Genomic DNA, 13,795 nt, shown 5'->3' with positions numbered 1-13,795 from the left:
GCGGCCCGCCGCGGGGGGCCCCCCCCGGGCGCCCCCCCCCCGGGGGGGGGGGGGGCGCCCCCCCCCCCCCCCGGCCCGCTGTCCACCATTCGTGCGCGCTCGGGCGCTCAATCAGGAAGACGACATGGCCGTCACGACCTCCGCGAAGCCCACTCCACGGCTCGGCGGCCCGGCACCTCGCGCACCGCGCAGGGTCGGGTTCTCGCAGAAGCTGAGCAGGTGGGACGTCAAGATCTCGCCCTACCTCTACATCTCGCCCTTCTTCGTCTTCTTCGCGCTGACGGGCCTCTTCCCCCTGATCTACACCGCCGTCGTCTCGGTCTACGAGTGGAACCTCCTGGGGGGCCAGGGCGACTTCGTCGGGGCACAGAACTACCTGGACGTGCTGGACCAGCCCCACTTCTGGAAGTCGCTGGGCAACACCTTCTCGATCTTCCTGCTGTCGTCCATCCCGCAGCTGTTCGTCGCGATCACGATCGCCGCGCTGCTCGACCAGAACCTGCGCAACGCCACGTTCTGGCGCATGGGGGTGCTGATCCCCTACGTGGTGGCGCCGATCGCGGTCTCGCTGATCTTCGGCCGCCTCTACGCCGACCAGTCCGGCCTGATCAACGGGCTCCTGACCGTCATTGGGCTCGACCCGGTCGCCTGGCACTCCGACCGGTTCGCGAGCCACGTGGCGATCGCCTCGATGGTCAACTATCGCTGGACCGGCTACAACGCCCTGATCTTCCTCGCGGCCATGCAGGCCGTGCCGCGCGAGCTCTACGAGGCCGCGACCATCGACGGCGCGGGCCGCTGGCGCCAGTTCGTCTCCGTGACGGTCCCCCAGATCCGCGCGACGATCATCTTCGTCGTCATCACGTCGAGCATCGGCGGCCTGCAGATCTTCGACGAGGTGCGCCTGTTCGACACCGGCGGCCTCGGCGGCGCGGACCGCCAGTGGATGACCACCGTGCTCTACATGTACGACGTCGCGTGGGGCAACCAGCGCAACTTCGGTCGCGCTGCGGCCGTCGCCTGGATGCTCTTCGTCCTGATCGTGCTCATCGGCCTGATCAACTTCATGGTCACGCGCAGCATCTCCACCTCCGGGCCAAGTGCTCCGAAGGTGAAGCGCGCGGTGACCAGGCGGCTCCTCGCCGAGGCGAAGGCAGCCGGAACCGGCCGCCCCGCCCCGCAGCCCGCCGCGACCACCACGAACACCGCCCGGAGGGAATCATGAGCTCCGTCGCCGTTACCGCGCAGACCGCGGGCCAGGGCGCGGCCAGGGCCGCAGCGCGCCGCCGAGCCAGGAACCACGGGGCGGGCGCCGCCGTGCGCCGGCCCGGTTGGGTCACGTACGCGCTGCTGGGCCTTGCCCTGGTGATCTCTGCGTTCCCGCTGTACTACACGCTGCTGCTGGGCTCGTCCGACCAGGTGACGATCTCGCAGCGGCCGCTGCCGCAGCTGGTGCCCGACCTCAGCATCGTCGAGCGGTTCGGCCAGATCATGGCGTCCACGCAGATCAACTTCTGGCTCGCGCTCGCCAACTCGCTGATCATCGCCGTGACGGTGTCGCTCGCCGTCGTCCTGTTCTCGACGCTGGCCGGCTTCTCGTTCGCGAAGCTCAGCTTCCGGGGCCGCGGGCCGCTCCTGATCTTCGTCATCGCGACGATGGCCGTCCCGACCCAGCTCGGCATCATCCCGCTGTACATCCTCATGAGCGAGCTCGACTGGATCGGCAAGATCCAGGCGGTCATCGTTCCGTCCCTCGTCTCCGCGTTCGGCGTCTTCTGGATGACGCAGTACCTGGAGGAGGCCCTGCCCTACGAGCTGATCGAGGCCGCGCGCGTGGACGGCGCCTCGATGATCCGCACGTTCTGGAGCATCGCGCTCCCGGCCGCGCGGCCCGCTGCGGCTATGCTCGGACTTTTCACGTTTGTGCAGCAGTGGACGAATTTTTTCTGGCCGTCCATCGTCCTCGGTTCCCGGAACCCGACGCTGCCCATCGCGGTGCAGAACCTTCAGGCCGGGTATCACGACGACTTTTCGTTGATCATGGGAGGCGTGTTCCTGGTCACGCTTCCACTCCTCGTCATCTTCGCCTTCGTCGGCCGACAGCTGGTCGCCGGCATCATGCAGGGAGCCGTCAAGGGATGAGCATGAACACCCGAACCTACGTGCCTGCCCCCGGTGTCGCGCTGCCGTACACCCCTTCGGCGCCCCGCACCCAGCGGACGGCGAACGCCAGCGGCCGCGTCGAGTTCCCCGACGGCTTCCTCTGGGGCGCCGCGACGGCGGCCTACCAGGTAGAGGGCGCCGCGCACGAGGACGGCCGCGAGGACTCCATCTGGGACGTGTTCGCCAAGGTCCCGGGCGCGGTCCTCAACCAGGAGGACGGCGAGGTCGCCTGCGACCAGTACCACCGCTACCCGCAGGACGTCGCGCTCATGAAGCAGCTCGGCATCAAGGCGTACCGGTTCTCCTCCTCCTGGTCCCGGGTCGTGCCCGGGGGCCGCGCCGTGAACCCCCAGGGCCTCGCGTACTACGACCGCCTGGTCGACGAGCTGCTGGACGCCGACATCCTGCCCTGGCTGACCCTGTACCACTGGGATCTCCCCCAGGGCGTGGAGGACGCGGGCGGCTGGCCGGTCCGTGACACCGCGTACCGGTTCGGCGACTACGCGGTCACGATGCACGAAGCGCTGGGCGACCGCGTCGGTGTGTGGACCACGCTCAACGAGCCGTGGTGCGCCGCGTTCCTCGGCTACACGGGCGGCCAGCACGCACCCGGCCGGCAGTCGCGTCCCGACGGCCTCGCCGCCGCCCACCACCTCATGCTCGGCCATGGCCTCGCCGTCCAGGCGCTGCGCGAGCTCGCTCCGACGGCCAACCTCGGTATCTCGCTGAACTTCGAGGTCGAGGACCCGCTGGACCCGGAGAACCCCGCGGACGTCGACGCGGCCCGCCGCCTCGACGGCGGGTTCACCCGCATCTTCGCGGACCCGGTCCTGCGCGGCGCCTACCCGCAGGACGTGCTGGACGACGTGCGCGAGTACGGCCTCGAGGAGCACATCCAGGACGGCGACCTGGAGATCATCTCCACGCCGATCGACTCCCTGGGCGTGAACTATTACCACGGGAACGCGGTCGCGGCCGTGCCGCCGCCGGCGCAGGGCCTCGACGGCGGGGCACCCGTCCTGCGGCCCACGAGCTCCCCGTTCCCGGGCGGCGACGGCGCGTACACGCACCCGCGCGGCCTGCCCGTCACGGACCAGAACTGGGAGATCCAGCCCGAGGGCCTCACCCGGCTCCTGCTGCGCCTGCACCAGGACTACACGGGCCCGCGCGGCATCGCGCTCTACGTGACCGAGAACGGCTGCGCGTATGACGACGTCGAGGGCGACAATGGTTACGTGGACGACCAGGACCGCCTCGAGTTCATCGACGTGCACCTTCGCGCCGTGAAGGACGCGATCGACGAGGGCGCCGACGTGCGCGGCTACTTCGGCTGGTCCCTGCTCGACAACTACGAGTGGGCCTGGGGCTACGGCAAGCGGTTCGGCCTGGTCCGTGTCGACTACGAGACCCAGGAGCGCACCGTCAAGGCGTCCGGCCGCTGGTACGGCCGGGTTGCGACCGCCAACGCCGTCCCCAGCCGTACGAACGACGGCGGGGACGCTGATCCCGCGGACGTGTCCCCATGAGATCCACCATCCCTCCCACGCTGGACGACGTCGCCCAGGCGGCCGGGGTCTCCCGGTCGACGGCGTCGCGCGCCATCAACGGCGGTCTGCGCGTCTCTCCCGAGGCGCAGGCCGCCGTGGACGACGCCGTGGCCCGGCTCGGGTACTCCCCGAACCGGGCCGCGCGCTCGCTCGTGACGCGGCGCACGGACTCGATCGCGCTCGTCGTGCCCGAGCCGGACGGCCGCATCCTCACGGACCCGTTCCTCTCTGGCACGCTGCGCGGGGTCTCGGACGGGCTCCTGGGCACCGAGCTGCAGCTGGTCCTGCTGCTCGCCCGCCCGGGCGAGCACCCGGGCCAGATGGCGCGCTACCTGCGCAGCGGCCACGTCGACGGCGTCATCGTCGCGTCGCACCACCGCGACGACCGGCTCGAGCCGGAGCTCGGGCGCGGCTCGCTCCCGGTCGTGTTCGTGGGGCGCCCGTTCTCCGACGAGGCCGACCTGTGCTACGTCGACGTCGACAACGTCGAGGGCGGCCGCATCGCCACCCAGCGCCTGATCCAGGCCGGGCGGCGCCACATCGCCACCGTGACGGGCCCGCTCGACATGACCGCAGCCGTGGACCGCGCCGCCGGCTGGCGCGCCGCCCTCGCCGAGGCCGGCCTGCCCGACGACGCCGTCGTCGAGGGCGACTTCACGACCATCGGCGGGGCCGCCGCCACCGAGCGGCTGCTCGCCGAGCACCCCGACACCGACGCGATCTTCGTCGCGTCCGACCTCATGGCCCAGGGCACGCTGCGCGTGCTGGCCGCCCACGGCAAGAGGGTGCCCGACGACGTCTCCGTCGTCGGCTTCGACAACCTCGGGATCGCCGAGGCGCTCCGACCCCGGCTCACGACCGTGCAGAACCCCGTCGTGGAGATGGTGGAGGCGGCCACGGGGACGCTGCTCGACCTGCTCGCCGGTGCCCCGGTCCCGAGGGCCCGGGTGCTCGCACCGGTGCTGGTCGAGGGCGCGTCGGTGTAGCCCGGCGTGAACGTGCCTGGGTAGAACGTCGGCGGAGAACCCGCCGGAGGAGAACGGGGCGCGGAGGTCGTCGCGCCAGGCTGGATGGGCCTGGCGGGAGGCCGCGAGGAACGAGCGGCCGGATGGTCGCCTGGCGCGACGACCTCCGCGCCCCGTTCTCCGTCCCGACAGCTACCTCGCGTGCACGTGGCCGTACCGGTGCAGCGTCCGGCTCACCGCCTGCTCGCGCAGCACCGTCAGCAGCTCGCGCCGGCCGCTCGCCAGCACGGGCCCGTCGAGCACCGTGACCGTCCCGAGCCGCGACGCCGCGGCCTCGCGCAGCCCCGGCGCCTCGCCGACGACGCGCACGCGCCCCGTCCACCGCCCGTCGGCCACGACCTCGGCGAAGTCGTCGTGCGTGACGTCCTCGCCGACGACGGTCGCCGGCACCCCGGCCCGCTCCGCCGCTGCGAGCACCCGCGTCACCTCGACCGGGAGCGCGCCCTCGCCGACCCGGACCACGAGCGACGGCACCGGCCGGTACCGGAACACGTTCGCCTCGACGCGCAGGCCGGTCGGGTCGTGATCCGCCGAGAACTCCTGCAGCCACCAGCGGTCGTCGTCGGCCAGAGCCCAGGCCAGCCAGCCCTCGGGGTCCTCCTCGCGCGAGGGCACGTCGGCGGCGTCGGCCCACGCACCGAGCTGGGCCACGTAGTTGGGTCCGCCGGCCTTGGCTCCCGGGCCGACGACGGACGCCTTCCAGCCGCCGAACGGCTGCCGCTGCACGATCGCGCCGGTGATGTGCCGGTTCACGTACGCGTTGCCGACCTCGACCCGGTCGAGCCACCAGGCGATCTCCTCCGCGTCGAGCGAGTGCAGGCCGCCCGTCAGGCCGAACGCGACGGCGTTCTGCAGTGCGATCGCGTCGTCGAGCGTCGGCGCGGACATGATGCCGAGCACCGGCCCGAACGCCTCGGTGAGGTGGAAGAACGAGCCGGGCCGGACGCCGTCGCGCACGCCGGGGGTCCACAGGCGGCCAGACTCCAGAGGGGCGCCGCCCAGCCTTCTCGGCCGCACGAGCCAGGACTCCCCCGGCTCGAGCGTCGTCAGCGCGCGCAGCAGCTTGCCCTGAGCGGGTTCGGTGAGCGGCCCCATGACGGTGGACAGCGACGTCCCCGGGCCGACGGCGAGCGAGCGCACCGAGTCGACGAGCTGGCGCCGGAACCGCTCGCCGGTCACCGTGGCCGGGTCGCCCACGGAGCCCACGAGGATCACGAGGGACGCGGCGGAGCACTTCTGCCCCGCGTGGCCGAACGCGGAGCGCACGACGTCGGCGACCGCCAGGTCCAGGTCGGCAGACGGCGTCACGACGATCGCGTTCTTGCCCGACGTCTCGGCGAGCACCGCCAGCCCGGGCCGCCACGACGCGAACATCTCGGCGGTCTCGATCGAGCCGGTCAGCACGACGCGCGCCACGCCGGGGTGGGTGACGAGGTGACGGCCGAGGTCTCCGTCGGGCACCCGGACGAACTGCACGACGTCCCGTGCGACGGCGGGGTCCAGCCCGATCTCGGGCGCGACCTCGTCCAGCGCCGCGTGCACCGCCTCCGTGGCGACCTCCAGGCAGCGCGGCGTGGGCGGCGCGGGCTTCGCGACGACTGCCGACCCGGCCGCGAGCGCCGCGAGGACGCCGCCGACGGGGATCGCGACGGGAAAGTTCCACGGCGGGGTCACGAGGGTGACGCCGTCGGGGCGGAAGTCGGCGCCCGGGACGGCGGCGAGCAGCTCGGCCTGCGCCGCGTAGTACGCGGCGAAGTCGACGGCCTCGCTCACCTCGGGGTCGGCCTCGGCGACGGTCTTGCCGGCCTCGTGCACCATCGTGGCGACGAGGTCCGTGCGGGCGGCCGCCAGGTGCGTCGCGGCTGCGCGCAGCACGCGCCCCCGGTCGCGCGGGGTGATCCGGGCCCAGGCGGCGGCCGCCCGGGCGGCGCGCGCGACGACGTCGTCCACCTCGGCCGTGGTCGCCAGGGGCGACGCGATCGCCGGGACGAAGCCCGACCGCGCGCTCACCACCTGCTGCGCCCAGGCCCGGTGCTCGGCCACGGCGGGGTCGGTGTCGACGGCGTTGCGGAACGCGTCCCGCGCCGCTGCGGCGTCGTGGACGTCGTCGCGGGGCCGTCGTCGCGGGGCGACGTCGTCTGGCCCGTAGTCCACGCCGAGGGTGACCGACGCACGGAAGGCGGCCTCCTGCCGGTCCATCGCGCCGGTGCCGCCCTCCGAGGGCGCGAACATCGCGTGCAGGAAGTTCTGCTCCGCCGCGTTCTCCTCGAGGCGGCGCACCAGGTAGGAGATGGCGACGTCGAAGTCCTCGTCGCGCACGACCGGCGTGTAGAGCACGACCCGGCCACCGTCGCGGGCCACCTCGTCCCGCACGGCACGCGCCTCCGCGGGCGCCATGCCCTGCAGCATCTCGACGTCGAGCGCCTCGGCGACGCCGCGGGCGCGGCCCAGCAGGACGGCGAGCGCCACGTGGAACAGGTTGTGGGAGGCGGCCCCGATGCGGACCGCCTGCGTGCGCTCCGGGCGCAGGGCGCGGTCGAGGAGCCGCACGTAGTTGGCGTCCACGTCCGGCTTGGTGGGGTACGGCGCCTGCGGCCAGTCGTGCAGCTCGGCCTCGACCTGCTCCATCGCGAGGTTCGCGCCCTTGACGAGGCGGACCTTGATGCGGGCACCGCCCGCCGCGACACGCTCCGTGGCGAACGCCGTGAGCCCGTCCAGCGCGCCGAGCGCGTCGGGGAGATAGGCCTGCAGGACGATGCCCGTTTCGAGGTCGCGGAACTCGTCGCGGGCCAGGATCTCGGTGAAGACCGCCGTCGTCAGGGCGAGGTCGCGGTACTCCTCCATGTCGAGGTTGAGGAACACCCCGTGCTCCTGAGCCGCCCGGTACAGCGGCAGGAGCCGCTCGACGACGCGGTCGCGCGATCCCTCCAGGTCCCAGGTGACGAGCTGCGCGGCGACCGACGACACCTTGACCGACACGTAGTCGACGTCGGGCCGCCGCACCAGCGCGATCGTGCGCTTCAGCCGGGCGCGCGCCTCGTCCTCGCCGAGGACCGCCTCGCCGAGCAGGTTCACGTTGAGCGCGTAGCCCTCTGCCCGGGTGCGGGCGAGGTGCGTGCCGAGGCCGGCTCCGGCGTCGGCGACGAGGTGGCCGACGAGCTGCTTGAGGCGGGCGCGGGCGGCCGGGACGACGAGGCCCGGCAGCGCCCGGGCAGTCAGCGCGCCCGCGCGGAACAGCGTGCGGTCGACCGGGCCGAGGAACGAGGCGGCCCCGGCGTCCCGGCCCAGGCGGGCGAGAGCTTTGGCTGCGACGCGGGAGTCCTGCGGTCGTGCGACGTCGTCGACGAAGCCGACGGCCAGCTCCAGGCCCGCCGGGTCGGAGACGAGGGCGCCGAGGCGCTCCGCGGTCGCACGGGCGCGGGCCGTGGCACGGTCGGTCGCGCCGGCGGCGGCACCGTCGCCGGCAGCAGTGGCGTCGATCCAGCGGCGGGCGAGGGCGACGGCGTCGTCGGCCAGGTCCTGGGCGGTGACGGCGTGCAGCTCGGGGGCGGGCGCGTGGTCGTGGTCGGCGGGGTGGGCCGGGACGGTGGTGCTCATTCCTCCACTCTGCACCCGCCCGCCGGAGCCCGTCTTGTACGATCGGGCACGCGATGACAGCCGTTCCCGACAACGCGGCGTGGCCCGAGGCCCAGACCCTCCTGGCCGCGCTCAGCCCCGCGATGGTGGCGCTCATGGACGAGCTGTCGGACGTCATGTTCTGCGCGAAGGACGCAGGTGGGCGGTATGTCCTCGTCAACCAGGTCTTCGTCCGGCGCACCAGCGAGCGCTCCCGGCGCCAGGTGGTCGGGCGTCGCGCGCCCGACCTGTTCGTCCCGGAGCTCGCCGAACGGTACGAGGCGCAGGACGCCGAGGTACTGCGCACGGGGCGGGCTCTGCGCGGCGAGCTCGAGCTGATCCGCCGTGTCGGCGGCACGCCCGGCTGGTTCCTCACGTCCAAGCTCCCGGTGCACGACGACGGCGCCGTGGTCGGGATCGTGTCCGTCTCCCAGGACCTGCGGGAGGACGACGCCGACGACGCGACCATGGACGCCATGGCCCGGCTGCGCGGCTGGGTGGAGCACAACCTCGACACCCGCCCCGGGGAGACCCTCACGGTCGCGGAGATGGCCGAGGTCGCGGGCTGCTCGCCGGCCGCCCTGGACCGGCGGGTGCGCCGTGTCTTCGGGCTGTCGCCGCGCCAGCTCGTGCTGCGGACCCGGGTCGACCTCGCCGCGCACCTGCTCACGTCGACCGCCACGCCGCTCGCCCAGATCGCCGTCGTGGCGGGCTTCTACGACCAGCCGTCGTTCACGCGCACCTTCGCGCGGCTCACCGGGGAGACGCCGTCGTCGTTCCGCCGCCGGGCGGTTCGCTGACCACGTGTGGCGCGGCCCGATTGTCGGACCTCGACAATCTCAGGCAGTCCCGCAGGGCCGCAGCCCCCCTCCGTTGCGGGAACCGCACAACGAACCCCGCGCAACACAGGGCGGGGCGAACGACGACGCGGCTCGCCTCCCGCCGCTAGCGTCGTCGGCATGACAACCCTCGCGTTCCCCCTCGTGCCGCGCGCCAACCCGCGCCGCGTCCTCGCCGACCTCCTGCCCGGCGCGCTCGTGCGCGACGTCGCGCTGGTCCTCGGCGTGGCCGCCCTGACCGCCCTCGCCGCCCAGATCCGGATCCCCGTGCCGGGCCTGCCCGTGCCGATCACGGGCCAGACGTTCGCGGTGCTCCTCGGCGCCGCCGCGCTCGGCCCGGTCCGCGGCTCCCTCTCCCAGGCGCTGTACGTGGCGTTCGGCATGGTCGGGCTGCCGGTCTTCACGGGCGGCGCGTCCGGCGTCGAGACCGTGTTCGGCGCGACGGGTGGCTACCTCGTCGGATTCATCGTGGCCGGCTTCGTCGTCGGGGCGCTCGCGCGGCGCGGCCTGGACCGTGGCGTGCTGGGCACCGTGCTCGCCTTCGCCGCGGGCACCGCGGTCATCTACGCGATCGGCGTGCCGTGGCTCGCGCTCTCGACCGGCATGGCGCCGACCGCGGCGCTGTGGGCAGGCGCCGGCACGTTCCTCGTCGGCGACGCGATCAAGGCCGTCCTGGCGGGCGCCCTGCTGCCCTCGGCCTGGCGGCTCGCGGAGCGCTGACCGGCTGCTGATCGGCTCAGGTGGCCCTGCCGCGCGGCAGGGCCACTCGCGCCTGCCAACCACGCTAGGTTGGTACTGAGGCGCACGACCCGCGCCGCGCCACCCGCGCCCGGACCACACAACGGCCGGGGCGCTCCTTCTCCGGAGGACCCGTTGACGACGACGTCATCGAACCAGCCCACCACCCTGCAGACCGCCCATGGGCCCGCCCAGGAGGCGGGCCAGGAGGGGCCGCGCGAGGGATCACCCCTCGCCACCGCCCACGCCCAGCTCGCGAGCGCCGTCGAGATCCTCGGCTACGACGACGGGCTGCACACCATGCTGCGCACGCCCCGCCGTGAGATCCACGTGGCAGTGCCGCTGCGCCTCGACACAGGCGACATCCGGCTGTTCCACGGCTTCCGTGTGCAGCACAACGTGAGCCGCGGGCCCGGCAAGGGCGGCCTGCGCTACCACCCGGCGGTCGACATCGAGGAGGTGCGCGCCCTCGCGATGTGGATGACCTGGAAGTGCGGCGTCGTCGACCTCCCGTACGGCGGCGCCAAGGGCGGCGTCGCGATCGACCCGCGCGACTACTCCAAGTCCGAGCTGGAGCGCGTCACGCGGCGCTACACGTCCGAGATCATGCCGATGATCGGTCCGGACACCGACATCATGGCCCCCGACATGGGCACCGACGAGCAGACCATGGCCTGGGTCATGGACACCTACTCGGTGAACCGTGGCTACACGATCCCCGCCGTCGTGACGGGCAAGCCGCTCGCCGTCGGTGGTTCGCTGGGCCGCGGCACCGCGACCAGCGCCGGCCTCGTGCACGTCACCGCGTCGGCGCTCGCCGAGGCGGGCGCAGACCTGCAGGACGTCACCGTCGCGATCCAGGGCTTCGGCAAGGTCGGCTCGCACGCGGCGGCGATCTTCGCCGCGCGCGGCGCGCGCGTCCTCGCCGTGAGCGACCAGTACGGCGGCATCAAGTCCGACGACGGCCTCGACGTCCCCCGGCTGACGGACTACGTGCAGGCCACGGGCTCGGTCGTCGGGTTCGACGGCGGCGACCCGATCACCAACGCCCAGCTGCTCACCCTGTCCGTGGACGTGCTCGTGCCGGCCGCGATCGAGGGCGTGCTCGACGAGTCGACCGCCGACGGCGTCCGCGCCCGCTGGGTGGTCGAGGGCGCGAACGGCCCGACGACCGCCGCGGGCGACGTGCTGCTCAAGAAGAACGGCGTCACGGTGGTGCCGGACGTCCTGGCGAACGCGGGCGGCGTCGTCGTCTCGTACTTCGAGTGGGTCCAGGCGAACCAGACGTACTGGTGGACCGAGCAGGAGATCGCGGACAAGCTGGAGCAGCGGATGGTCGCGTCATACCGGGAGGTCGCGGCGCTCGCCCGGCGCGAAGACATCTCGCTGCGCGACGCGGCGCTCGTCATCGGCGTCAAGCGCGTGGCGGACGCGCACCTGATCCGGGGCCTGTACCCGTAAATCTCGGCAACCGCCGCCCCAATTCTGTGTCAACCTCCTGGTAGGGGCGAAGTCTCCTCGCTAAGGTCCCAGGGCTGCCCGGCCACAGCCCTGGGACCCGACCGAGGAGGATGACGTTGACCACCCCGCTCCGCGCCGCACTGTCAGTGGTGCTGCTCGCCGGCTTCTACGTGCTGGCGCTCGGCCTGATCGGCGTGCTCGGCGGACTCACGTTCGTCGCGGTGACGGAGGGCCGGGTCGGGCCCGCGCTCCAGCTCGGCGTGCTCACCCTCGTCTCGGTGACGGGTGTCGTCCTGGCGCTGGTCCGCGTCACCCGGGCGGCGCGCGCGGCCGGCCGTGGTGAGGCGGGCATTCTGCTCACCCGCCAGGACGCGCCCGAGCTGTGGCGCCACCTGCACGAGGTGGCGCGCATCGTGCGGACCCGCATGCCCGACGAGGTGCGGCTCGTCCCCGAGGTGAACGCCGCCGTGTCGGAGGACACGCGGTTCCTCGGCCTCGTGGGCGGCCGACGCCGCCTCTATCTGGGCGTGCCGCTGCTCCAGGGCCTGACCGTCGGTCAGGTCCGGTCCGTTCTGGCGCACGAGCTGGGGCACTACTCCAGCGCGCACACCCGGCTCGCCCCGGTCGCGTACCGCGGGCGCGAGGCCGTGCTCGCGACGGTCGCCGAGCTGCACGACAACGTCGTGGGCAAGGTCCTCGAGCGGTACGCCTACCTGTACCTCCTGGTCAGCGCGGCCGTCAGCCGGTCCCAGGAGCTGGAGGCGGACCGGCTCTCGGTCGCCGCCGCCGGCCGGGACGTCGCCCAGGGCGCCCTGCGGGAGCTGCCAGTCCTCGACGCCGCGTGGGACACCTACCTCGGGCAGTACGTCTCGATCGGCCTGCGCCACGGGTACGCCCCCACGTCGGCGGGGTTCTTCGCCGGCTTCGGCGCGATGCTCGCCGCCCGCACCGAGGAGCTTGGACGCCTGCGGACGCAGGCGCCCCTCGCGCGACAGTCGCGCTGGGACTCGCACCCACCGATCGCGGCCCGCGTCGAGGCTATGGAGGCCATGCCCGACGCCGGCTTCGCCGTGCACGACACCCGGCCAGCCACCCGGCTCGTCGCCGGTTTCGACCGGGTGGCCGCGACCGTCGTCGACGCGGCGTTCGAGTTCCGCGGCGTCCCGCAGCGGCTCGAGTGGGCACCGCTCGTCGCGCTGTCGGTCGGCAAGCACACCGAGGAGGTCGCGGCCGGCTTCCTGGAGACCGTCGCGCGGCTCGCCCAGCGCCCCTCGGCGGACGTGCCGCTGCTGCTCGACCTGCTGACGGCCGGCTGGTTCGCGGAGCTCGCGCGAGCCGTCGCTCCCGGCGAGCCCGCCGAGGAGGCGGCCGACCACACCCGGTACCTGATCCGGACGGCGTTCCAGGTCGAGGCCGTCCGGTCCGGCGCCGGTACCTGGCAGGGCTCGTGGGCCGGGCCGGCGATGGTCGTCGCGCCGAACGGCGCGGTGCTCGACATCGCGCAGGTCGCCGAGCTCGCGTCCACGACGCAGGGCGTGCCGGCCGCCCGGAAATGGCTGGAAGCGGCGGGGGTCCTGGCGCCTACGATCGCCGGGTGATCACCGACCTCGACCTCGTCTCCCGGCTCCGCGCGGCGGGCTGCGTCTTCGCCGAGGAGGAGGCCGCCGTCCTGCGCGAGGCGGCGGCCGGCGACCCCGCCCTCCTGGGCACGATGCTCGCGGCCCGCGTCGCGGGCGAGCCGCTGGAGCACGTCGTCGGCTGGGTGGACTTCGCCGGGCGGCGCTGGGCCGTCAAGCCCGGGGTCTTCGTCCCGCGACAGCGCACGGAGCTGCTGGTGCGGGAAGCGGTCGCCCTCGGCCTCGCCGGCGGGCACTCGGTAGTGGTCGCGGACCTGTGCTGCGGCTGCGGCGCCGTGGGCGGAGCGGTCGCGGCAGGCCTGTCCGACGCCGGACGCGTCGTCGAGCTGTGCGCCGTGGACATCGACCCGGTCGCCGCCGCGGTCGCCGCCCGGAACCTGACGCCGTGGGGCGGACAGGTCGCGGCCGGCGACCTGGACGCGCCGCTCCCCCAGACCCTGCGCGGACGCGTCGACCTGCTGCTGTGCAACGCGCCCTACGTCCCCACGGACGCCGTCGCGACCCTCCCGCCCGAGGCCCGGGAGCACGAGCCGCTCGTCGCCCTCGACGGCGGCGCCGACGGGCTCGACATCCTGCGGCGCGTCATGGACGCCGCCCCCGGGTGGCTCCGCCCGGGTGGCCACCTCCTCTTCGAGACGGGCGAGGACCAGGTGAGCTCCGCCGTCGGGCACGCGGAGAAGGTCGGGCTGACTGCCCGGGTGATCGAGGACGAGGAAGCCGGCGCCCTGGGCGTGGTCGCGACGCGACCCTGACGCCTATCCCGAGTGGTC

At 73.6% G+C, this 13,795-nt stretch carries 10 protein-coding genes; 9 read left to right on the top strand and 1 reads right to left on the bottom strand.

The window, feature by feature from the left end; all coding sequences use genetic code 11:
- Window positions 1–124 precede the first annotated feature (124 nt).
- Genes L1785_RS03770 through L1785_RS03755 form a run of 4 tightly spaced genes read left to right on the top strand, consistent with a single transcriptional unit; the run spans window position 125 to window position 4,696 of the window.
- Complete coding sequence (locus L1785_RS03770) at window positions 125–1,225, top strand: carbohydrate ABC transporter permease (protein WP_236087798.1); 1,101 nt, start codon at window positions 125–127, stop codon at window positions 1,223–1,225.
- Complete coding sequence (locus L1785_RS03765; protein ID WP_236087797.1) at window positions 1,222–2,142, top strand: carbohydrate ABC transporter permease; 921 nt, start codon at window positions 1,222–1,224, stop codon at window positions 2,140–2,142. The genes L1785_RS03770 and L1785_RS03765 overlap by 4 nt, the downstream gene beginning before the upstream one ends.
- A 2-nt stretch (window positions 2,143–2,144) precedes the next feature.
- Window positions 2,145–3,689, top strand: coding sequence for a glycoside hydrolase family 1 protein (locus L1785_RS03760; protein WP_236087796.1), 1,545 nt, complete (start codon window positions 2,145–2,147; stop codon window positions 3,687–3,689).
- Complete coding sequence (locus tag L1785_RS03755) at window positions 3,686–4,696, top strand: LacI family DNA-binding transcriptional regulator (RefSeq protein ID WP_236087795.1); 1,011 nt, start codon at window positions 3,686–3,688, stop codon at window positions 4,694–4,696. The genes L1785_RS03760 and L1785_RS03755 overlap by 4 nt, the downstream gene beginning before the upstream one ends.
- Window positions 4,697–4,867: 171 nt before the next feature.
- Here L1785_RS03755 and L1785_RS03750 read toward each other — a convergent pair whose 3' ends face one another.
- Window positions 4,868–8,332 carry a proline dehydrogenase family protein gene (locus L1785_RS03750; RefSeq protein ID WP_236087794.1) on the bottom strand — a complete coding sequence of 1,155 codons (3,465 nt, stop codon included), beginning with the start codon at window positions 8,330–8,332 and terminating at the stop codon, window positions 4,868–4,870.
- 53 nt (window positions 8,333–8,385) lie between these two features.
- Here L1785_RS03750 and L1785_RS03745 point away from each other — a divergent pair, with 53 nt between their 5' ends.
- The 5 genes from L1785_RS03745 (at window position 8,386) to L1785_RS03725 (ending at window position 13,777) form a co-directional block, all read left to right on the top strand.
- Window positions 8,386–9,150 carry a helix-turn-helix domain-containing protein gene (locus L1785_RS03745; protein WP_236087793.1) on the top strand — a complete coding sequence of 255 codons (765 nt, stop codon included), beginning with the start codon at window positions 8,386–8,388 and terminating at the stop codon, window positions 9,148–9,150.
- 159 nt (window positions 9,151–9,309) lie between these two features.
- Complete coding sequence (locus L1785_RS03740) at window positions 9,310–9,909, top strand: biotin transporter BioY (RefSeq protein WP_236087792.1); 600 nt, start codon at window positions 9,310–9,312, stop codon at window positions 9,907–9,909.
- A gap of 186 nt (window positions 9,910–10,095) precedes the next feature.
- Window positions 10,096–11,388 (top strand): Glu/Leu/Phe/Val family dehydrogenase, encoded by a 1,293-nt coding sequence (locus L1785_RS03735; RefSeq protein WP_268914815.1) that lies wholly within the window; start codon window positions 10,096–10,098, stop codon window positions 11,386–11,388.
- A 110-nt stretch (window positions 11,389–11,498) separates the two neighbouring features.
- A complete protein-coding gene (locus L1785_RS03730) occupies window positions 11,499–12,986 on the top strand; it encodes a M48 family metallopeptidase (RefSeq protein ID WP_236087791.1) in 1,488 nt (495 codons plus the stop codon).
- The gene (locus L1785_RS03725) at window positions 12,986–13,777 is read left to right on the top strand and encodes a putative protein N(5)-glutamine methyltransferase (protein ID WP_236087802.1); all 792 of its coding nucleotides are present in this window, start codon (window positions 12,986–12,988) and stop codon (window positions 13,775–13,777) included. Before L1785_RS03730 ends, L1785_RS03725 begins: the two co-directional genes overlap by 1 nt.
- Window positions 13,778–13,795 lie beyond the last annotated feature (18 nt).

It is taken from the genome of Antribacter soli, from assembly GCF_021568775.1.
In the GTDB taxonomy this organism is placed as follows: domain Bacteria; phylum Actinomycetota; class Actinomycetes; order Actinomycetales; family Cellulomonadaceae; genus Antribacter; species Antribacter soli.
This window is presented reverse-complemented; position numbering and strand designations above follow the sequence as displayed.

What these genes read in the sequence shown, in the direction of transcription:
- L1785_RS03770 (WP_236087798.1), top strand. Translation starts at nt 125, where the DNA reads ATGGCCGTCACGACCTCCGCGAAGCCCACTCCACGGCTCGGCGGCCCG.
- L1785_RS03765 (WP_236087797.1), top strand. Translation starts at nt 1,222, where the DNA reads ATGAGCTCCGTCGCCGTTACCGCGCAGACCGCGGGCCAGGGCGCGGCC.
- L1785_RS03760 (WP_236087796.1), top strand. Translation starts at nt 2,145, where the DNA reads ATGAACACCCGAACCTACGTGCCTGCCCCCGGTGTCGCGCTGCCGTAC.
- L1785_RS03755 (WP_236087795.1), top strand. Translation starts at nt 3,686, where the DNA reads ATGAGATCCACCATCCCTCCCACGCTGGACGACGTCGCCCAGGCGGCC.
- L1785_RS03750 (WP_236087794.1), bottom strand. Translation starts at nt 8,332, where the DNA reads ATGAGCACCACCGTCCCGGCCCACCCCGCCGACCACGACCACGCGCCC.
- L1785_RS03745 (WP_236087793.1), top strand. Translation starts at nt 8,386, where the DNA reads ATGACAGCCGTTCCCGACAACGCGGCGTGGCCCGAGGCCCAGACCCTC.
- L1785_RS03740 (WP_236087792.1), top strand. Translation starts at nt 9,310, where the DNA reads ATGACAACCCTCGCGTTCCCCCTCGTGCCGCGCGCCAACCCGCGCCGC.
- L1785_RS03730 (WP_236087791.1), top strand. Translation starts at nt 11,499, where the DNA reads ATGACGTTGACCACCCCGCTCCGCGCCGCACTGTCAGTGGTGCTGCTC.